This is a genomic window from Blastococcus sp. SYSU DS0973, assembly GCF_054051055.1.
The window spans coordinates 36,280-54,871 of record NZ_JBJHAN010000006.1; the positions used below are offsets into that span (position 1 = coordinate 36,280).

Genomic DNA, 18,592 nt, shown 5'->3' on the forward strand with positions numbered 1-18,592 from the left:
GTCCTCTGTCAGCCCAGCGCCCGCCAGCGGGTGACCGCGCCCGCCACCGCCGCGGCGATCCCGGCCTGGGCCGCGATCGCGATGCCCGTGGCCACCGGCGGGGCACCGACCACCGCGAGGGCGCCGTCGCCGAGCGAGCCACCGGCGAACCAGGCCAGCACCCCGGCGACGACGCCGAGCAGCGAGCCCGCCAGCAGGCCGGCGAGCCCGGCGACCACCGAGCCGCCGTCGCGGTCGCCCAACCACCGGCCGAGCGCCACCCCGGCCACGAGGCCGGCCGCGGCGGGGATCGCCTGGGAGACGAAGGCGATCAGCGGCACGGCCTGGGTGTCCGGCAGCGCCGCCAGCAACGGCAGCGCGGGCACCGCGCCCAGCGTCACGCCGTGCACCGAGACGAGCGTGCCGCTGCCCACGGAGAAGCCGGGGCCGGCCGCCAGGCCGAGGACGGCGACGCCCGCGTTGGGCAGGTACAGCGCCCCCAGGCCCAGCAGCCCGACGGCGCCCGCGCCGGCGCCGCCGAGCGAGCCCGACAGCGCCGCGTAGCCGCTCGCATCGCTCGCCAGCGCCACCGCGACGACGACCAGGCAGAGCGCGAGCGCGGTCAGCAGACCGGCCAGCACGCCGCGGAGAACGGGTCGCAGGACACCCGGCAGGCGGCCCAGCGCGGCGTCGGCCAGCCCGGACTCCCGGCCGGCGCCCCAGCCGACGGCGACCAGGGCCAGCGCCGGGGGGAGCAGCAGGGTGCGCAGCCACCCGGTGCCGGCGGCGTCGTCGTCCACGACGAGCGCGAGCAGCCAGGTGAGCGCCACGTGGAGGGCGACGACCAGCGCTGCCGAGCGGGCGACGTCCCGGGCCGCGGCGTCGTCGTCGAGCGCCCGGACGGCCACCCGCCCGGCCCAGGACAGCCCACGGGCCACCAGGAGCGTCAGGAGCAGCGGTGCGAGGACCAGCGGCCCGGACGACAGCAGCAGCTCGGCGCCGTGGGCCAGCAGCCAGAGCCGGGCACCGAGCGTCGCCGAGGCGGCCACCGACATGCCGCCGCCGGGGTCGAGCACCTGCACGACGACGAGGGCCAGGCCGAGGCCCACCAGGCCGCAGACCGTGACGGCGGCCGTCGCGACGGCGGCGAGGACCGCGGACGGAGCGGATCGTGCGGCCGACCCGGCGTCCCGCCGGGAGGGCAGGCGTGCGAGCAGGGAGACCACCCCTCCACTCTCGCAAGCCGCTCCGGCGGATGGGTGGCGCACTCGCCGGAGCCGACCGTTCCGTGTGGCGACGCCGGGACGCCGGTCAGCTATCCGTGCCCGGACGTTCGCTGCGCGTAGCCCCCGGATCGTCCCCGGAGGCGGTCGAGCCACCGGGAGCCATGCCGGGACCGCCGGCCTGGCCCGGTCCGGACGAAGGCGGCGTCGGCCACCACGGCGACGGGTAGCCGGAACCCGGCTGCCCCGGGTGACCCTGCTGCGGGAACTGCCCCGGCGCCTGCGCGTAGGGCGGCGCCGCCCCGTAGGGGTAGGGCTGCCCCTGGGCCGGCCAGTAGCCGCCACCCGGCGGGGCGCTCGGCCGGGCCGGGCGGTCGCGCATCTCCCGCCGCAGGGCGAGCGCCGCCACCGTGGTGATGCCCGCGGCGGTCAGGAAGCCCAGCAGCGCCCAGAACGAGAAGGCGTAGCGCAGGGTGTCCAGCCACGCGAAGAGCGTCAGCACCAGGGCGAGCCCCGCCATGGCCACCGTCAGCCCGGCACGGGGGAAGGTCACCGTCATGCGCACGAACGCCGGCAGCACCGCCCAGGTGGTGGCCAGGAGCAGCAGCACGAAGGCCGAGCGCACCATGCCGTCCTCCAGGCCGCTGAAGCTGACGCCGAAGGTGGCGTCGCCGAACCGCCACCAGGGCAGGAGCCCGACGATCAGGAACAGCAGGGTCCCCCCGGCGACGGCCCAGTCGCTCCAGGTCAGCCGCTTGGGGTCGAACGAGAACTCGGCTCCGCCACCGGGCCGCCGGCCGCCCGGGTGCCCGGGGACCCCGTAGGGCGGTCCGTAGCCCGGCGCACCGTACGGCGGCTGGCCGTAGGGGGGCCCGTAGGCGGGCCGGCCGTACGGCGGCTGCCCGTATGCAGGCCCGTATCCGGGCAGGCCGTACGGCGGCTGTCCGTAGGGCGGCTGCGGGTACTGCTGGCCGTACTGGGGAGGCCCGTACTGACCCTGCCCGTACTGCGGTTGTCCGTAGCCGGGGTGCCCCGGGGGCTGGCCCGGCCCCTGCCCCGACTGCCCGAAGGGCCGCTGGCCGTGCTCTGGGGCGGTGTGCCGCGGACCGGGCCCCTGCTGTCCCGGAGGTGGGGCCCCCTGCCCGGCGGACGGCTGACCGCCCTCGGGCGGCTGCGGGGGCTGGCTGGCGGTCACTGGGATCTCCTCCGGAGCAGATCAGGGGCGCCACGATCGTGGCGGTCACGGTCGTGGCGCCGCAATGGTGGGCCACCGGCCGGCGCGCCGCCCGGGAACGGCACGGCCCGGCGACCGCGGAGCGCGGTCGCCGGGCCGTAGGAGGACCACCCGTCTCCCCATGCCTCGCAGGCTCGGCGCGGGCCCCTGGAGGAAGGCCTAGGAGCCGACGATCTCCCGCATGAGCTGAGCGGTCTCCGACGGGGTCTTGCCCACGCGCACGCCGGCGGCCTCGAGGGCCTCCTTCTTGGCCTGCGCGGTGCCGGCCGAGCCGGAGACGATGGCGCCGGCGTGGCCCATCGTCTTGCCCTCGGGGGCGGTGAAGCCCGCGACGTAGCCGACGACCGGCTTGGTGACGTTGGCCTTGATGTAGTCGGCGGCGCGCTCCTCGGCGTCGCCACCGATCTCACCGATCATGACGATGGCCTCGGTCTCCGGATCGTCCTGGAACGCCTGGAGCGCATCGATGTGCGTGGTGCCGATGACCGGGTCGCCACCGATGCCGATCGCGGTGGAGAAACCGATGTCCCGGAGCTCGTACATCATCTGGTAGGTCAGCGTGCCGGACTTCGACACCAGGCCGATCCTGCCCTGCTTGGTGATGTTCGCCGGGATGATGCCGGCGTTGCTGCGCCCGGGGCTGATCAGACCGGGGCAGTTCGGACCGATGATGCGCGTGGAGCCGCCCTGGGCGTGCGCCCAGAAGTAGGTCGAGTCGTGCACCGGGATGCCCTCGGTGATGACGACGGCGAGGCCGATTGCGGCGTCGACCGCCTCGATGACGGCGGCCTTGGCGAACGGCGGCGGCACGAAGATGACGCTGACGTCGGCGCCGGTCTCCTTCATGGCCTCGGCGACGCCGCCGAAGACCGGGACGCTCGCACCGTCGAAGTCGACGCTGGTGCCGGCCTTGCGGGGATTGACGCCGCCGACGATCGCGGTGCCGGAGGCGAGCATGCGAGAAGTGTGCTTGCTCCCCTCGGAGCCGGTCATGCCCTGGACGATGACCTTGCTGTTCTCGTTGAGGAAGATCGACATCTGTCTGGTGTCCTGTCTCGGGAGTGGACGGGGCGGCCCCTTCCAGGGGCCCGGCCCGAGCCTGCGAGGGGTGGGAGGAAGGGGATCCTTGCTCAGGCGGCGAGCTCGGCGGCCCGGCGCGCGGCGCCGTCCATCGTGTCGACCACGGTCACCAGCGGGTGGTTGGCCTCGGCGAGGATCCGCCGGCCCTCGTCGACGTTGTTGCCGTCGAGGCGGACGACCAGGGGCTTGGTGGCCTCGTCGCCGAGGATGCTCAGCGCGGAGACGATGCCGTTGGCAACGGCGTCGCAGGCGGTGATGCCCCCGAAGACGTTGACGAACACGCTCTTGACGGCGGGGTCGGAGAGGATGATCTCCAGACCGTTGGCCATCACCTCGGCCGAGGCACCGCCACCGATGTCCAGGAAGTTGGCGGGCTTGACGCCCCCGAACTCCTCGCCGGCGTAGGCGACGACGTCCAGGGTGCTCATGACCAGGCCGGCACCGTTGCCGATGATCCCGACCTCCCCCTCGAGCTTGACGTAGTTGAGGTCCTTCTCCTTGGCGCGCGCCTCGAGCGGGTCGGCGGCGGCGGCGTCCTCGAGCGCGGCGTGCTCGGGGTGCCGGAAGCCGGCGTTCTCATCGAGGGTCACCTTGGCGTCGAGCGCGAGGACGGTGCCGTCGGGCGCCTTGGCCAGCGGGTTGACCTCGACCAGGGTGGCGTCCTCCTTGCTGAAGACGTCCCACAGCTGAACGGCGATCGCGATGACCGGGTCCCGCACCTCGGCGGCGAAGCCGGCGGCGTCCACGATCTCGGCAGCCTTGGCGGTGTCGACGCCCTTGCTGGCGTCGATCGGGATGCGCGCCAGGGCCTCGGGGCGCTCGACGGCGAGCTGCTCGATCTCCACACCGCCCTCGACGCTGGCCATGGCGAGGAACGTCCGGTTGGAACGGTCGAGCAGGTAGGAGAAGTAGTACTCCTCCGCGATGTCGCTGGCCTGGGCGACCATCACGCGGTGCGTGATGTGGCCCTTGATGTCCAGCCCGAGGATGTCCTGGGCGCGCGCCTTGGCGTCCTCGGCGGTGTCGGCGAGCTTGACGCCACCCGCCTTGCCTCGGCCGCCGGTCTTCACCTGCGCCTTGACGACGACGGTCTCCCCGATCTCGCGGGCGATCGCCTCCGCCTGCTCGGGCGTCTCGGCGACCCCGCCGGGGAGCACGGGGACACCGTGCGAGGCCAACAGGTCACGGGCCTGGTACTCGAAGAGATCCACGAACAGGGACCGTAGCCCGATCGCAACCGGACCGCTGCCCCGGGCATGGGAGGGCTGCGCTCCGCGTGGGGTGCATCACACCCAGTCCCACCCGATCGCAGGGGGAACCGCGGCCCGCCGCGAGTTCAGGCGCCGGCGGGTTCGCCCACGTGGGTGCGCACCCAGTCGACGATGTCCGTGGTGGTGGCGCCGGGGGTGAAGATGCCCGTGACGCCGAGCCGCTCCAGCTCGGGCACGTCCTCCTCCGGGATGATCCCGCCGCCGAAGACCACGACGTCGTCGACCCCGCGCTCGCGCAGCAGCTCGGTCAACCGGGCGAACAGGGTCATGTGCGCCCCGGAGAGCACGGACAGCCCCACTGCGTCGGCGTCCTCCTGCACGACCGTCTCCACGATCTGCTCCGGCGTCTGGTGCAGTCCCGTGTAGACGACCTCCATCCCCGCGTCGCGCAGCGCCCGCGCGACCACCTTCGCGCCGCGGTCGTGCCCGTCGAGGCCCGGCTTGGCGATGACCACCCGGATGCGTTCGTCCACCACGGGAGGCAGCTTAGGAGCTGCGCCCCCAGAAGGTGGTGTCGGTCACGTCGCCGACCGGCGCGCCCGCCACGCGACGACGGTCAGGCCCAGCATGGCCAGCCCGACCACGACCAGGCCGGCGCCCGGGACCGCCCAGACCAGCTCGTCCGACGAGACGGCGTCGCGGAGCCCGCCGAGCCCGGCGCCGAGCACGGTGACGGCGACGGCGAGCAGCCCGCCCACCGCGCCCAGCCGCGGGCGCAGCGAGGGCGCCACGGCCGAGCACAGCAGCAGCGTCCCGGCCAGGAGCAGGCCACCGAGCAGGGCCAGGCCCGGCCGCTCGAGGAGCGCCTGCGGGCCCTCGCGGGTCACCACGACCTCCAGGCCCGTCGCCGGATCGGTCCACAGCTCGTCGGGCACGTCGGCGGCCGGGAGCGCGAGGCACAGGAGGGCGGCGACCCCCAGGACCACCGCCGCGCCGGCCAGCAGCGAGCGGATCGGGTCCAGGGCACCGCGGTCCTCCATCACGGTCCGCCCCCATGCCGCCATGCCGACGCCACCGGCCAGCACCGTGAGGACCAGTGCGACGACACCCAGCACCCAGCCCTCCTCCACCTGGACGCTGCTGGTCAGGACCCGCTCCCCCGCCAGGACCTCGATCCCGGGGCGGGAGGTCGAGCTGCTGCCCCGGTAGATCTCGATGAGCAGCTCGCCCACCGCGAGCGCCCCCGCGACGGCGGTGTAGGCCAGGCCGAGCTTGGGCACCGCGCGCTGCAGAAGGGTCACTCCGATCGCCACGTGCACGGTCGGGACCAGGAAGGCGACCAGCGCGTCGCCGAACCCCCGGACGTGGCGCAGCTCCTCGCCTCCGACCACCAGGTACGTGGGCAGTGCGGCGGCGGCGCCGGCGAGGCCTGCCAGCACGAGCAGCAGGCCGCAGATCCGGACCGCAGGCGGCACGGTCCCGACCACCAGCCGGTCCCCCACCACCGCCGGCGCCGGGCGCGGGGACGCGCTCCGGGCAGCCCGGCGGGCGGTGGCCCCGGTGCGATCGGTCCGGGTCCGGTCGTCGCGGGTGGACACGCTTCCCCCTTCGGCTGTGTGGTCACGAACAGGACTCGATCGGCGCGGGGACGGTGACGTTCATGTGACGACCGACACACCTCGGCATTACCGTCGAGTGAATTGAGCACACAACGTGCACCGCCACCGGCGGGACGGCAGGAGGACCAGCTCCGCCGGTGGGTTCGACGGGGAGGGCAGCCATGCGCCCATCGAGCGATCTGGACTCCGGTCCAGGGTGGCACACCGAGGTCGCACCACGGGGGCTGCGCGCACTGTGCTCGCCGGCCACGCTGACCGGCGGTCTGACCGAGCTGGCCTGGGTGGGCGCGCACGTCCTCATGTACCCGCTGGGCACCCGCATGGAGCAGCTGCGCCCCGATTCCCGCTGGCGGACCGGCGAGCAGCCGGCCGCGGTGCGCGCCCTCTTCGCCGCCGACCCGTTGGCCGCCCGCACCCCCGTCCTGCTGGTCCACGGGCTGGTCGACAACCGCTCCGTCTTCGCCGTCATGCGGCGCAGCCTGCGCCGGCGCGGCTTCGCCTCCGTCTGCTCCTGGAACTACAGCCCGTTCCTCACCGACATCGCCCGGGGCGCCGCCGACCTCGGCCGTCACATCGAGCGGATCTGCGAGCAGACCGGACACGACCGGGTGCACGTCGTGGGCCACAGCCTCGGCGGACTCATCGCCCGCTACCACGTGCAGCGGCAGGGCGGTGACCGGCGGATCGACTCACTGGTCACGCTCGGCACCCCGCACCAGGGCTCGATCCTGGCGCACGTGCTGCCCACCCCGCTGGTGCGCCAGCTCCGCCCCGGGTCCCCGGTGCTGCGGGAGCTGGAGGAGCCGGCGCCGGGGTGCCGCACGCGGATCACCGCCGTCTACAGCGACCTCGACCAGATGGTGCTGCCCACGCACTCGGGCCGCTGCGAGCACCCCGACCTCGACACCCGCAACGTGCTCGTCCGTGGCGTCGGGCACATGTCGCTGCCCATGCACCGGGGAGTGCTCGACGAGGTCGCCACCACCCTCGCCGGCGTCCGCGAGGCAGCGGCCCAGCACCACCCTGTCGCCGCCGTCGCCTGAACGGGGCGCGCGGACGCCGCCGCGTCCCTGCTGAACACGACCGGGTCGACTCGGCGACTTCACGACGTGCGTCCATCGCGACACGCAGCGTTCGGTGCTTGGCCGGGTCCTGACGCATCGTTACGGTTCGATCACGGCGCCGGGTCACCGGCGGACGTCGCTCCCGCGGCGTCCTCGCCGTCGTCGCTCCCCCGACGATCGCCCCCGGCGCTCGCCGGGCCAGGTCGTCCGGGAAGGTTCGCCGTGTCTCGCAGCAGTGCACAGGTGCTGGAGAAGCCGGCTCCGGGGCTCGCCCTCGTGCCCAGGCCCCGGACCGCCCGCGAGGATCTCGCCCCGGCGCCCGCCGCCCGGACCGACGCAGTTCCGGCACCCGTCGAGCCCGCTCACCGCCGGCGCCTTCCGCAGCCCCCGGGCCGCCGGGCCAACATGTGGCTGGCCGCCCTCGTCGCCGGCGCGGTGCTCGCCGGCATCCCCGCCGTGACCGGCTCACCCCGGGACGTCTCCGCCAGCGCCTCCGACTACGGCCTGGGCGAGAGCACCGAGGTGAGCTTCAGCGGGGGCCTCGAAGGCGCCGACGCGCGGCGGGGCATCACCGAGGCCGAGGCGCAGGTCCGGCTCGACGAGCTGGCCGCCTCGCGCGCCGCCCGCCAGCCCAAGACCGTGGCCCCCACGCAGGGCGTGCTCACCACCTGCTTCTGCCGGCGCTGGGGCACCATGCACTACGGCCTGGACCTGGCCGCCCCGCTGGGCACGCCGATCGTCGCCGCCACCGACGGCGTCGTCGTCCGCGCCGGGCGGGCGTCCGGCTACGGCAACGCCGTCTACATCCAGGATGCCGACGGCAACGTGCACATCTACGGGCACATGCGCTACTACGACGTCTCCGCCGGCGATCTCGTCACCGCGGGCGACCAGATCGCCAGGATCGGCAACGAGGGGCAGTCCACCGGCCCCCACCTGCACTACGAGATCCACCGCGGCGGCGTGAACGGCCGGCCCATCGACCCGCGCGCCTGGCTGGGCGACCGCGGGGTGACTGTCTGACGCGTGCCGACGGTCCGGCTCCACCGGACACGCCACCGAGTACCGTCCCGACTCGCGCTGAGCCTCCCTTCCCTGACGCTCGTCGGGGACCCTTCGGGCCCCGCTCGGAAGGTCAGAGCTTGACGAGGGGGGCGTAGCGGAGGACGAGGCGCTTGGTGCCGCCGGAGCCGAAGTCGACCGTCGCCTGGGCCTTGTCGCCGGCGCCGGTCACCTCCACCACGGTGCCGAGGCCGAACGCGTCGTGGCTCACCCGGTCACCCACCTCGACCGAGATGACCTGCCGGTTGCCGGCGCCACCGCGCAGGCCGCCGGTGGACAGCCCGGTCGCGGCGACCCGCGTCTGCGCCGACTTGTAGCCGGTCGACGGGGCGGGCACCGGGTCGGTGCGCTCCCAGTGGATGGTTTCGGCCGGGATCTCGTCGAGGAACCGGGACGGCGGGTTGTAGGCCGGCTGCCCCCAACTGGTGCGCACGGTCGCGCGGGAGATGAACAGCCGCTGGCGCGCCCGGGTGATGCCGACGTAGGCCAGCCGGCGCTCCTCCTCCAGCTCGCGGGGGTCACCCAGCGCCCGCAGGTGCGGGAAGACGCCGTCCTCGAGGCCGGTGAGGAAGACGACCGGGAACTCCAGGCCCTTGGCGGTGTGCAGGGTCATCAGCGTGACCACGCCGGCGTCGTCGCCGGACACCGGGATCTGGTCGGCGTCGGCCACCAGGGACACCTGCTCGAGGAAGTCGGTGACCGAGCCCCCGGGATTGGCGGCCTCGAACTCCGCGGCCACCGAGATGAGCTCGTTGAGGTTGTCGACCCGGCCCCCGTCCTGCGGGTCGGTGCTGGCCTGCAGTTCGGCGAGGTAGCCGGTGCGGTCGAGGATGCTCTCCAGGAGCGCAGCCGGGCCCGAGCCGGTCTCGACGAGCTGCTCGAACTCCTCGAGCAGCGCCACGAACTCCTGCAGCGCCTTGAGCGAGCGGGTGGCGAGGTCGGGCACCTCGGCGCAGCGCCGCAGCGCCGAGCCGAACGCGATGCGCTCCCGGTCGGCGAAGGACTCGATGCAGGACTCGGCCTTGTCCCCGATGCCGCGCTTGGGCACGTTGATGATCCGGCGCAGGCTCACCACGTCGGCCGGGTTGGCGACCAGCTTCAGGTAGGCCAGCGCGTCGCGGACCTCCTTGCGCTCGTAGAAGCGGACCCCACCGACGACCTTGTACGGCATGCCCACCCGGATGAAGACCTCTTCGAACACGCGGGAGGCGTTGTTCGTGCGGTAGAAGACCGCGATGTCCGCAGGTCTGACGTCGCCCTCGTCGACCAGGGCGTCGATCTGCTCGGCGATCCAGGCGGCCTCGTCGTGCTCGTTGTCGGCGACGTAGCCCTCGATCAGCTCGCCGTCGCCCGAGTCGGTCCACAGGCTCTTCGGCCGGCGGCCGGTGTTCTTGGCGATCACCGTGTTCGCGGCCTTCAGGATCCGCTGGGTGGAGCGGTAGTTCTGCTCCAGCAGGATCGTGGTGGCCTGCGGGTAGTCACGCTCGAACTCGTCGATGTTGCGGATCGTCGCGCCGCGGAAGGCGTAGATCGACTGGTCGGCGTCACCGACGACGCACAGCTCCGCCTGCGGCAGCGGGCCCTCGCCGGTGCCGGTCAGCTCGCGCACCAGCATGTACTGGGCGTGGTTGGTGTCCTGGTACTCGTCGACCAGCACGTGGCGGAACCGTCGGCGGTAGTGCTCGGCCACGTCGGGAAAGGCCTGCAGCAGGTGGACCGTCGTCATGATCAGGTCGTCGAAGTCCATGGCGTGCGCCTCGCGCAGCCGCCGCTGGTAGAGCGTGTACGCCTCCTTCAGCACCTTCTCCGGCGCCGTCTGGGGGCTGAACGACTCCTCGTCGACGAGCTCGTTCTTCAGGTTGGACACCTGGTTGGACAGGCTGCGCCCGGGGTAGCGCTTGGCGTCGAGGTCCAGGTCGCGGGCGACCATCGTCATCAGCCGGATCGAGTCGCCCTGGTCGTAGATCGTGAACGACGACTTCATGCCCAGCTTGGCGGCCTCGGCCCGCAGGATGCGCACGCACATCGAGTGGAAGGTCGACACCCACATCGACCGCGCCCGCGGCCCGACCAGGGCGGCCACCCGGTCCTTCATCTCGCCGGCGGCCTTGTTGGTGAAGGTGATCGCCAGGATCTCGCCCGGCTGCACGCCGCGGGCGCCGAGCAGGTAGGCGATCCGGTGCGTGAGCACGCGGGTCTTGCCCGACCCGGCGCCGGCGACGATGAGCAGCGGGCTGCCCTCGTGGACGACGGCGTCGCGCTGCGGGCCGTTGAGACCCGCGAGCATCCGGTCCAGCTCGCGACCGACCGAGCCCGCAGCGGAACGCTGCAGGGCGGCGGTGCCGGGGAGGGACTGCTGGAGGCTGCTCATGCCGGGGCCCCCACGAGGACGTGGCGCGCCGGCGGAGGGTCTTCGTGGGGTCGGTTCATGACCCCGCCACTGTAAGCCGGACGGGTGACGGCCCCCGCGGGGCCGGAGCCAGCCGCACCACCTGGCGCCGGTGGCTCCGCCTGGCACGTTCCGGCCGGGCTGTGGCACACTCGGCCCGTGCTCGCCACCGTCAGCTTTTACTACGGCCACCGGGATCCGGTGTCCGTCACCGCTGGCTGAGCACACGCCGCAACAGACGCCCCGGGCCCGAGGAGCCCGGGGCGTTTCTCGTTCTCGGGGTTCCGGGTCCACGAACCACCGAGGACAACCGATGAGCACCCTCACCGCCTCCCCCGCCGCCGGCCCGGTCGCGCCCGAGGACCCGGCCGAGCAGATCGGCGCGCTGCGCGACGCGATCGACGCCTGCGACGCCGAGATCATCGAGCTCGTGCGCCGCCGCCTGGAGATCTCGCAGGAGATCGGCGCCCTGCGCGCCGCATCGGGCGGGACGCGGCTGTCCCTGTCCCGCGAGCAGCAGGTGCTGTCCCGCTTCCGCACCGAGCTCGGCCCCGACGGCGCCGCGCTCGGCATGATGCTGCTGCGCCAGGGCCGCGGGCGCCTCTGAATGAGGACCTCGCTGCCCCCCACCGCTCGCGAGCCCGCGGCGGGACCCCGCAGCGAGGCCTCAGGGTCCGGCGCGCCAGACCAGCGAGTCCTCGTCGTCCATCGCGGCCACCTCGAACACCCGGCCGGGGCAGGCGTCGTTCGCCTCGTCGGCGAGGTCCCGGCCCTGTTCGAGCGCCGCGTGCAGGTCGTCGGCTGCGCACTCGGTGGTCAGCCGCAGCACCGCCCGGTCCGGCTCCCGCCACAGCCGCAGTCCGGCGTCGCCGGGGCGGATGACCGTGCGGAGGGCGTCGATCGCGGCGTCGTCCAGCGGGGCCGAGGAGCGGAGCGCGACGGCGAGCGTGTACTCGGGCACCCCCCGAGTCTGCGCGACCACCGTCGTCCCCCTGCCACCACCCCGCCCGTCACATCCGCGGCCACTGCCCCTTCTGCGCATGCGGACCGTCCCGTGCAACCCGGACGAGTCCACCGGTCCGCGGCTTCCCTAGGCTGCGCCGGGTGACCGCACCCGCCCCGCACCCTCCCGCCGAGCACGTCGAACGCGCGCTGTGCGTCCTGGCCCACCCCGACGACGTCGACTTCGGCAGCGCCGGGACGGTGGCCACCTGGACCGCCGCCGGCACGGAGGTCACCTACCTGATCGTCACCGACGGCGACGCCGGCGGGTTCGACGACACCCCCCGCCACGAGATGGGGCCGCTGCGGCGAGCCGAGCAGCGGGCGGCCGCGGCCGCCGTGGGCGTCACCGACGTGCGGTTCCTCGGCTATCCGGACGGCCGGCTCGAGCTCACCCTCGACCTGCGCCGGGACATCAGCCGGGTGATCCGCCAGGTGCGACCGCAGCGGGTGCTCACCAGCTCGCCGGAGCGGTTCTGGGAGCGGATCGGCGCGAGCCACCCCGACCACATGACCGTGGGGGAGTCGACCCTGCGGGCGGTGTACCCCGACGCCCGCAACCCGTTCGCCTTTCCTGAGCTGCTGGCCGACGAGGGGCTGGAGGCCTGGACCGTGGCGGAGGTGTGGCTCGGCGCCAGCCCGCGGGCCGACCACGCCGTCGACGTCACCGACGTGGTGGACCGCAAGTTCGCCGCGCTGATGAACCACGTGACCCAGGTGAGCCACCAGCCCGAGGGCCAGCTGAGGGAGTTCGTCACCGGCTGGATGCGGCAGACCGCCACACGCCTGGGCCTGCCGGCGGGCCGCCTCGCCGAGGCGTTCCACGTGGTGCACACCGCCTGAGCCGGCGGCTGCGCTCAGCCGCCGCCGAGGACGAGCAGCGTGCCGCCGAACACGATGCCGGTGATCAGGCAGGTGATGGCGGTGAACCCGAAGATGTCCCGCACGCCGAGGCCGGCGACGGCCAGCAGCGGCAGGGCCCAGAACGGCTGGATCATGTTCGTCCACTGGTCGCCGTAGGCGATCGCCATGGTGATGACGGCGGGATCGACGCCCAGGGAGTCCGCGGCGTCGAGGAAGATCGGCGCCTGAACGGCGAACTGCCCACCGCCGCTGGGCACGAACAGGTTGAGCAGCCCCGCGGACAGGAAGGCCAGCAGCCCGAGGGTGCCGGGGCTGGCGACCTCGGTGAACCAGCCGCTCAGCTGCGCGGCCAGCCCGGAGGCGGTCATCATCCCGATGATCCCGGCGTAGAGCGGGTACTGCAGCAGCACCTCCCCCACCGTCCGGACCGCCCCGCCGACGAGCTCGGCGAGCTCGGCCGGGCTGCGCACGATCAGCAGGATCGCGGCGAGGAACGACCAGTTGACGATGTCCAGGGTGAGGTTGAACCCCTCCTGCGCGAAGTAGACGCCGAGGTAGAGCAGCAGGGCCACGCCCGGGATCAGGGTGACCAGCCGGGACGCCTCCATCCGCTCGGCCGGTGTCCCCGGAGTGCTCAGGGCGACGTCGGGCTCCTCGGTCCCCATCCGCTCGGGCAGTTCGACGATCCGGTCCCTGCCCTTGGGGGCCAGCAGGACCACCGTCGCGAGGATCGCGGCGACGGCGACGACGATCGCGATCAGGTTCCACGGCGAGTAGACGGTCTCGCTGATCGGGATGGTGCGGCCGATCGCCTCCTCGACGAAGCTGCCCGGGGTCGCCGCGGCCAGCGGGCCGGTGGCGCTGTAGCCCATGTGCCAGACGGCGAAGCCGGAGTAGGCGCTGGCGACCAGCAGCGGGTAGTGCAGCTGCGTGCCGCGCCGTCGGGCGGCCCGGCCGACCTCGAGGGCGATGACGCCGCCGACCACCAGCCCCAGCCCGAAGCTGATCAGGGAGGCGACGGCCGACACGAGGGCGACGAAGGCGTACGCCGCCCGGGGGGTCTTGGGGACGTTGGCGATGCGGGTCAGCCCGGCCTTCACCGGCCTCGTGAGCGCCAGCGTGTAGCCGAGCAGCAGCACTAGCGCCACCTGCGTCATGAAGGCCAGCAGCCCGGCCAGCCCGTCGCCCCAGGCCCGCGTGAGCTCGGCCGGCCCGATGTCGCCGAAGAGCAGGGCGAGGACGGCGACGATGACGGTCAGGACGACCGCGAAGACGAACGCTCCCGGCAGATACCTCTCCACGCCGGTGACCAGCGGGCGCGACAGCGTGCGCAGCATCGCGGCTTTCCTCTCCGTCAGGCCCGGTCGGGCCGCCTGTGGGCTCGGCCACATGCTTATCGAAGGTCGAGCGGAGGGGCCACTCGTCAGAGCAGCCGGTTGGTCACCGCCCACCGGGTGAGCTCGTTGCGGTTGGACAGCTGCAGCTTGCGCAGCACGTTGGACGCGTGTGACTCCACCGTCTTCACCGAGATGAACAGCCGGGATCCGATCTCCCGGTAGGTGTAGCCGCGGGCCAGCAGCTGCATCACCTCGCGCTCTCGGGCGCTGAGCAGGTCCAGCCCGGGATCGGTCGCCTCCTCCGGTGCCGGCGCGACGGCGCCACCGGCGGCGAAGGCGTCGAGCACGAAGCCCGCCAGCCGGGGGCTGAAGACGACGTCGCCCTCGGCGACCCGGCGGACGGCGTCGAGCAGGTCGGGACCGGAGATGGTCTTGGTGACGTAGCCGCGCGCCCCGGCCCGGATGACGGCGATGACGTCCTCGGCGGCGTCGGAGACCGACAGCGCCAGCCAGCGCACCCCGGGCAGCTCCCTCCGCAGCGTCTCGAGCACGGTCCGGCCGTTGCCACCGGGCAGGTGCACGTCGAGCAGGACGACGTCCGGCCGGGTCGCGCGGATCCCCTCGATGGCGGTGGCGACGTCGGCCGCCTCCCCGACGACGGTGACGTCGGCGCCCAGCTCGGCCCGCACCCCGGTGCGCACCATGGCGTGGTCGTCCACCACGAACACCCGCGGACTCATGCCCCGCCTCCTGGATCGCTACCACGCTCACGCCGCTGCCCGCTCACGGCCCTCCTCGGCAGGACCAGTTCGACCTCGGTCCCCTCTCCCGGGGTCGACCGGACCTGGGCGGTGCCGCCCAGGCGGGCCAGCCGGCCGTGCACCGAGTCCCGCAGGCCGCGCCGGTCGTCGGGCACCGTGCCCGGATCGAAGCCCTTCCCGCGGTCGCGGACGAAGACCGACACCTGCTCCGGCGTCACCTCGGTGTAAACGTCCGCGGAGGCGGCGCCGGAGTGCTTGGCCGCGTTGACCAGCGCCTCGCGGGCGGCGGCGCCGAGTGCTGCCAGGTCCTCGTCGACGGAGGCGTCGCCCACGACGACCGGGTCCACGGTGAGCGCGTGGTCGGCCTCCACCTCGGCCACGGTCGCGGCCAGGAGGCCGGCCCAGGTGCCGCCCTCCCGGACGACGGCGGGGTCGTAGAGCCAGGCGCGCAGCTCGCGTTCCTGGCTGCGCGCGAGCCGGCTGACCGCCTGCGGCTCGTCGGCGTTGCGCTGGATCAGGGCCAGGGTCTGCAGGACCGAGTCGTGCAGGTGGGCGGCGACGGCGGCGCGCTCCTCCGACCGGATGCGGGCGGCGCGCTCCTCCGACCGGGAGTCCAGCAGCCGCCGCCACAGCGGGGCCGTCGCCAGGACGACCCCGGTGAGGATCAGCAGGGTCGCGGCGAAGCCGTTGCGGGCGTTGGCGAGCTGGCCGGTCGTGGCCAGCAGCAGGAACAGCCCGACTCCCACCACGACGACCCCGCCGGCCAGCGCCCAGCGCACCCCGGCGAGGGCAAGCGTGCGATCGGTGTCCAGCTGCCGCCAGATCACGGTCAGGCCACCGGCCAGCAGTATCAGCGGCAGGACGATGTCGCTGCTGGTCCACTGCGTCAGCTGGCCCAGCAGCCCGGCGGCGACCAGGCCGAGGACGACGAGCGCGATCCACTGCCGGGCGCCGGCGGGGCGCCAGCCGGTGGTGAGCGGCACCTCGTCGCCGGGTGCGGCGACCGACATGGTCATCCAGAGCAGCGCGTAGGCGATGATCCCGAGCCCCGTCGTGGCCAGGAGCACGAACGCCACCCGCACGACCAGCGGGTCCTGGCGCAGGTGCGCGGCGGTGCCAGCCGCGACCCCGGCGACGAGCCGGCCGTCGCGCGGGCGCGCCAGCGGCGGGCGCGGCGCAGCGCCGACGGTCGTGGTCACGCTGCCGATGGTCGCACCGACGACCCGCCCGCCGACACCGGTGATCACCCCGGGAAGGGAACCAGGGTCGGGTCCGGGGGTTCCCTGATGGTCACCGGCCGAGCCGGTCGGCAGGCTTGCTGCCATGACCTCGCCACCCCCTCCCGCTCCCCCCGCGGTGGAGCCCCCGCCCTGGTCCCCGCCGCCCGCTCCGGCCCGCACGCAGCTGCACCGCAGCCGGTCCGACAAGGTGATCGGCGGCGTCGGGGGCGGCCTCGCCGAGTACAGCGGCATCGACGCGCTCCTCTGGCGGGTCGGCTTCGTCGCCCTCGCGCTCGCCGGCGGCACCGGCGTGCTGGTGTACCTGCTGCTGTGGCTGCTCATGCCGGCCGGCCCCGACGGCGCCCCCGCCACGGCCGCCGGGCAGCCGGCCGCCGTCGCCCGGACCCGCGGGCCCGTCGGCCCCCGTTCTCCCGTGCCGGGCGTGACCATCGCCGCGCTGCTCATCGTGGTGGGCCTGCTGGTGCTGATCAGCCGGGTCACCGGCTGGGACGTCGGCGCGCAGGGCTACCTCGCGACCGCCCTGCTCGTGGTCGGGCTCGGCCTCGTGGCCGCGGCCGTCACGAAGGGCCGGAACGCCCGTGGCGGGCTGATCGCCCTGGGCGTGGTCCTCTCCCTGGCGCTGGCCATCTCCTCGGCGACGCCGACGGCCAGCGACGGCGTGGGGGACCGCGCGTACTCCCCCCAGACCGTCGCCGACGTGCGCGACGTCTACCGGGGCGGCGTCGGGGACATGACGGTGGATCTCTCCGACGTCCCGGTGGACGACCTGGACGAGGCGGTCACCACGCGGATCGAGCACGGCATCGGTGACCTGCGCATCCTCGTCCCCCGCCCGGCCGACGTCGAGGTGACCGTGGGCCACGGGCTCGGCGAGGTGCGCGTCCTCGAGGGCGGCTCGGCGATCGAGGGCTTCTACGCCGGCACGGGCTCGCGGTCCTGGACCGACGACGGGGAGCCGGAGATCGAACTGGTGATCCACAGCGGTGTGGGGGACGTGGAGGTGTCCCGTGGCTGACTACAGCGAGTTCCCGACCACGCCGACCGCCTGGCAGGAGCAGCAGTGGGAGGCGGTCGCCCCCCTGGCGACCGAGGACCTGCCCCGGCCGGAGCCCCGCCGCGAGGTCGACCTGGTCGCACTGGTGCCGGGCCTGCTGTTCCTGGTCCTGGCGCTCACCACGATGGTGGGAGGCGACCTGCCGCTGCGGCTGTTCGACGACGGCGCGCTCCTCTGGGTGCTGCTCGTCGGCGCCGGGCTCGCCCTGCTGGTGCGGGAGCTCCGGAAGCCGCGCGGCCGGGCCTGACCGGCGGAAGGAGGACGACGAGGGTCCGGGAGCAACCGCTCCCGGACCCTCGTCGCGTCCGCGGTTCCCGGTGCGGTCGGTCAGCCGCTGGCGAAGACCAAGGCGACGGTGCCCGCGTAGACCAGCGGGATGGAGATGCCCTCGAAACCGATCCACTTGCGGTCCCGCATCAGCAGGCCACCGGCCAGCACCGCGATCATCAAGATGGTCCCGCCCAGCAGGACAAGGCTGGTCGGCCCCGCGGCCCGGTAGATGGGCCCGTCCAGGAAGGCGACGTCGGCCAGCGTGATCATCAGGACGTCGTAGACGTTCCCGCCGATGATGTTGCCGACGCCCAGCGTCAGCTGCCCCATCCGCACCGCGGTCAGCAGCACCACCAGCTCCGGCAGCGAGCTGATCGCCGTCGTCAGGGTGAAGCCCACCAGCCCGCTGTCCAGGCCGGTCGCCGCGACCACGCCGAGCCCCGCCTGGCCGACGACCCAGCCGGCCGCCCCGACGACCAGGCCGAGCACGGCGAGCCCGGCCCAGAGACGGCCGGTCGAGCGGGCGTCGTCCCCGTCGCCATCCCCGCCGGCCGAGCCGTGGCCGTCGCCGTCGACGGTCTGGTCGGTCTGCGTCGGCAGCCACATCGGCGCCTCGCGCATCCGGCGCAACAGGCGCAGGCCGTATGCGTAGAAGACCGGGATGAGCAGGGTGACCGGATGGATCCAGCCCAGGCGCAGTCCCGGGGTGGCGTAGCCGATGACCGGGACGGCGAGCAGGGCCATGAGAATGACCGCCTGCATCACGTTCTCCAGCGAGGCGGTCGCGTGCTCGAGATTCACCCGGCGGTACAGCAGGTCGGCGATCGCCAGCCAGACCGTCTGCAGGGCGATCCCGCCGATCGGGTTGCTGAGCGCGAAACCGGGGTCACCCTCCAGCGCGCCGGTGAGGACGGTGACGTTCCCGGGCAGCGACGTCACCGCACCCAGCAGCAGCGCACCGCCGACGGCGTCACCGAGGCCGGTGCGCTCGGCGAGGACGTCGGCGACGCGGGTCAGCCGGACGCCCGCGAGCACGATGACGACGGCCATCCCGACGAGGGCGAGCAGGCTCGGCACGAACGGCCACGCCGAGGTGGTCACTCGCTCTCCCGGGTCTCGACGGCGTGGCCGTCGACGACCCCATCACGACCGGCACGATCCCGCCCGTCGAGCTGGGGGGACCTCTCGCTCGCGGTCGACAG

18 protein-coding genes are annotated in these 18,592 nt (G+C 73.9%); 6 read left to right on the forward strand and 12 right to left on the reverse strand.

The features are described from left to right. Positions 1 to 8: 8 nt before the first annotated feature. From ACI791_RS11565 to ACI791_RS11590, 6 genes are all read right to left on the reverse strand, one after another. Entirely contained in the window at positions 9 to 1,205 is a 1,197-nt protein-coding gene (locus ACI791_RS11565; protein WP_456586200.1) for a cell division protein PerM, read from the reverse strand. A gap of 85 nt (positions 1,206 to 1,290) precedes the next feature. Then, entirely contained in the window at positions 1,291 to 2,397 is a 1,107-nt protein-coding gene (locus tag ACI791_RS11570) for a hypothetical protein (protein WP_456586201.1), read from the reverse strand. A 198-nt stretch (positions 2,398 to 2,595) separates the two neighbouring features. Then, positions 2,596 to 3,474, reverse strand: a complete 879-nt coding sequence (gene sucD / locus ACI791_RS11575) for a succinate--CoA ligase subunit alpha (protein ID WP_347057956.1) — start codon at positions 3,472 to 3,474, stop codon at positions 2,596 to 2,598. Positions 3,475 to 3,566: 92 nt separating this feature from the next. Then, positions 3,567 to 4,727 (reverse strand): ADP-forming succinate--CoA ligase subunit beta, encoded by a 1,161-nt coding sequence (gene sucC, locus ACI791_RS11580; protein ID WP_456586202.1) that lies wholly within the window; start codon positions 4,725 to 4,727, stop codon positions 3,567 to 3,569. Between the two features lie 125 nt (positions 4,728 to 4,852). After that, the gene (locus ACI791_RS11585) at positions 4,853 to 5,263 is read right to left on the reverse strand and encodes a cobalamin B12-binding domain-containing protein (RefSeq protein WP_347057958.1); all 411 of its coding nucleotides are present in this window, start codon (positions 5,261 to 5,263) and stop codon (positions 4,853 to 4,855) included. 42 nt (positions 5,264 to 5,305) lie between these two features. Next, positions 5,306 to 6,325, reverse strand: coding sequence for a hypothetical protein (locus ACI791_RS11590; RefSeq protein WP_456586203.1), 1,020 nt, complete (start codon positions 6,323 to 6,325; stop codon positions 5,306 to 5,308). A 182-nt stretch (positions 6,326 to 6,507) separates the two neighbouring features. Here ACI791_RS11590 and ACI791_RS11595 point away from each other — a divergent pair, with 182 nt between their 5' ends. Continuing rightward, positions 6,508 to 7,389, forward strand: a complete 882-nt coding sequence (locus tag ACI791_RS11595; protein WP_456586204.1) for an esterase/lipase family protein — start codon at positions 6,508 to 6,510, stop codon at positions 7,387 to 7,389. A 243-nt stretch (positions 7,390 to 7,632) separates the two neighbouring features. Next, positions 7,633 to 8,433, forward strand: a complete 801-nt coding sequence (locus tag ACI791_RS11600; protein ID WP_456586205.1) for a M23 family metallopeptidase — start codon at positions 7,633 to 7,635, stop codon at positions 8,431 to 8,433. A gap of 112 nt (positions 8,434 to 8,545) precedes the next feature. Here ACI791_RS11600 and pcrA read toward each other — a convergent pair whose 3' ends face one another. Then, on the reverse strand, positions 8,546 to 10,843 hold the full coding sequence (gene pcrA, locus ACI791_RS11605; protein WP_456586206.1) for a DNA helicase PcrA: 2,298 nt from the start codon (positions 10,841 to 10,843) through the stop codon (positions 8,546 to 8,548). Between the two features lie 331 nt (positions 10,844 to 11,174). Between pcrA and ACI791_RS11610 the strand changes: the two genes are divergently transcribed. Next, positions 11,175 to 11,468, forward strand: coding sequence for a chorismate mutase (locus tag ACI791_RS11610; RefSeq protein ID WP_456586207.1), 294 nt, complete (start codon positions 11,175 to 11,177; stop codon positions 11,466 to 11,468). A gap of 60 nt (positions 11,469 to 11,528) precedes the next feature. Here the strand turns inward: ACI791_RS11610 and ACI791_RS11615 are convergent, their stop codons facing one another. Next, positions 11,529 to 11,822 (reverse strand): hypothetical protein, encoded by a 294-nt coding sequence (locus ACI791_RS11615; protein WP_456586208.1) that lies wholly within the window; start codon positions 11,820 to 11,822, stop codon positions 11,529 to 11,531. A 143-nt stretch (positions 11,823 to 11,965) separates the two neighbouring features. Here ACI791_RS11615 and ACI791_RS11620 point away from each other — a divergent pair, with 143 nt between their 5' ends. Further along, positions 11,966 to 12,706: a PIG-L deacetylase family protein gene (locus ACI791_RS11620; RefSeq protein WP_456586209.1), complete on the forward strand. Its 741-nt coding sequence runs from the start codon at positions 11,966 to 11,968 to the stop codon at positions 12,704 to 12,706. 14 nt (positions 12,707 to 12,720) lie between these two features. Here the strand turns inward: ACI791_RS11620 and ACI791_RS11625 are convergent, their stop codons facing one another. The 3 genes from ACI791_RS11625 to ACI791_RS11635 form a co-directional block, all read right to left on the reverse strand. Then, the gene (locus ACI791_RS11625; protein ID WP_347057966.1) at positions 12,721 to 14,064 is read right to left on the reverse strand and encodes a short-chain fatty acid transporter; all 1,344 of its coding nucleotides are present in this window, start codon (positions 14,062 to 14,064) and stop codon (positions 12,721 to 12,723) included. A gap of 86 nt (positions 14,065 to 14,150) precedes the next feature. Next, the gene (locus ACI791_RS11630; RefSeq protein WP_456586210.1) at positions 14,151 to 14,804 is read right to left on the reverse strand and encodes a response regulator; all 654 of its coding nucleotides are present in this window, start codon (positions 14,802 to 14,804) and stop codon (positions 14,151 to 14,153) included. Continuing rightward, the gene (locus tag ACI791_RS11635) at positions 14,801 to 16,024 is read right to left on the reverse strand and encodes an ATP-binding protein (protein WP_456586211.1); all 1,224 of its coding nucleotides are present in this window, start codon (positions 16,022 to 16,024) and stop codon (positions 14,801 to 14,803) included. The genes ACI791_RS11630 and ACI791_RS11635 overlap by 4 nt, the downstream gene beginning before the upstream one ends. Before the next feature lie 124 nt (positions 16,025 to 16,148). On the opposite strand from ACI791_RS11635, the gene ACI791_RS11640 reads away from it, so the two are divergent. Both ACI791_RS11640 and ACI791_RS11645 read left to right on the forward strand, forming a co-directional pair. After that, the gene (locus ACI791_RS11640) at positions 16,149 to 17,081 is read left to right on the forward strand and encodes a PspC domain-containing protein (RefSeq protein ID WP_456586212.1); all 933 of its coding nucleotides are present in this window, start codon (positions 16,149 to 16,151) and stop codon (positions 17,079 to 17,081) included. Continuing rightward, complete coding sequence (locus ACI791_RS11645; RefSeq protein ID WP_456586213.1) at positions 17,074 to 17,367, forward strand: hypothetical protein; 294 nt, start codon at positions 17,074 to 17,076, stop codon at positions 17,365 to 17,367. Before ACI791_RS11640 ends, ACI791_RS11645 begins: the two co-directional genes overlap by 8 nt. Positions 17,368 to 17,447: 80 nt before the next feature. Here ACI791_RS11645 and ACI791_RS11650 read toward each other — a convergent pair whose 3' ends face one another. Next, positions 17,448 to 18,491 carry a sodium:calcium antiporter gene (locus ACI791_RS11650; RefSeq protein ID WP_456586214.1) on the reverse strand — a complete coding sequence of 348 codons (1,044 nt, stop codon included), beginning with the start codon at positions 18,489 to 18,491 and terminating at the stop codon, positions 17,448 to 17,450. Between the last annotated feature and the right edge of the window lie 101 nt (positions 18,492 to 18,592).

What these genes read in the sequence shown, in the direction of transcription:
- sucD (WP_347057956.1), bottom strand. Translation starts at nt 3,474, where the DNA reads ATGTCGATCTTCCTCAACGAGAACAGCAAGGTCATCGTCCAGGGCATG.
- ACI791_RS11595 (WP_456586204.1), top strand. Translation starts at nt 6,508, where the DNA reads ATGCGCCCATCGAGCGATCTGGACTCCGGTCCAGGGTGGCACACCGAG.
- pcrA (WP_456586206.1), bottom strand. Translation starts at nt 10,843, where the DNA reads ATGAGCAGCCTCCAGCAGTCCCTCCCCGGCACCGCCGCCCTGCAGCGT.
- ACI791_RS11610 (WP_456586207.1), top strand. Translation starts at nt 11,175, where the DNA reads ATGAGCACCCTCACCGCCTCCCCCGCCGCCGGCCCGGTCGCGCCCGAG.
- ACI791_RS11625 (WP_347057966.1), bottom strand. Translation starts at nt 14,064, where the DNA reads ATGCTGCGCACGCTGTCGCGCCCGCTGGTCACCGGCGTGGAGAGGTAT.
- ACI791_RS11630 (WP_456586210.1), bottom strand. Translation starts at nt 14,804, where the DNA reads ATGAGTCCGCGGGTGTTCGTGGTGGACGACCACGCCATGGTGCGCACC.
- ACI791_RS11640 (WP_456586212.1), top strand. Translation starts at nt 16,149, where the DNA reads ATGACCTCGCCACCCCCTCCCGCTCCCCCCGCGGTGGAGCCCCCGCCC.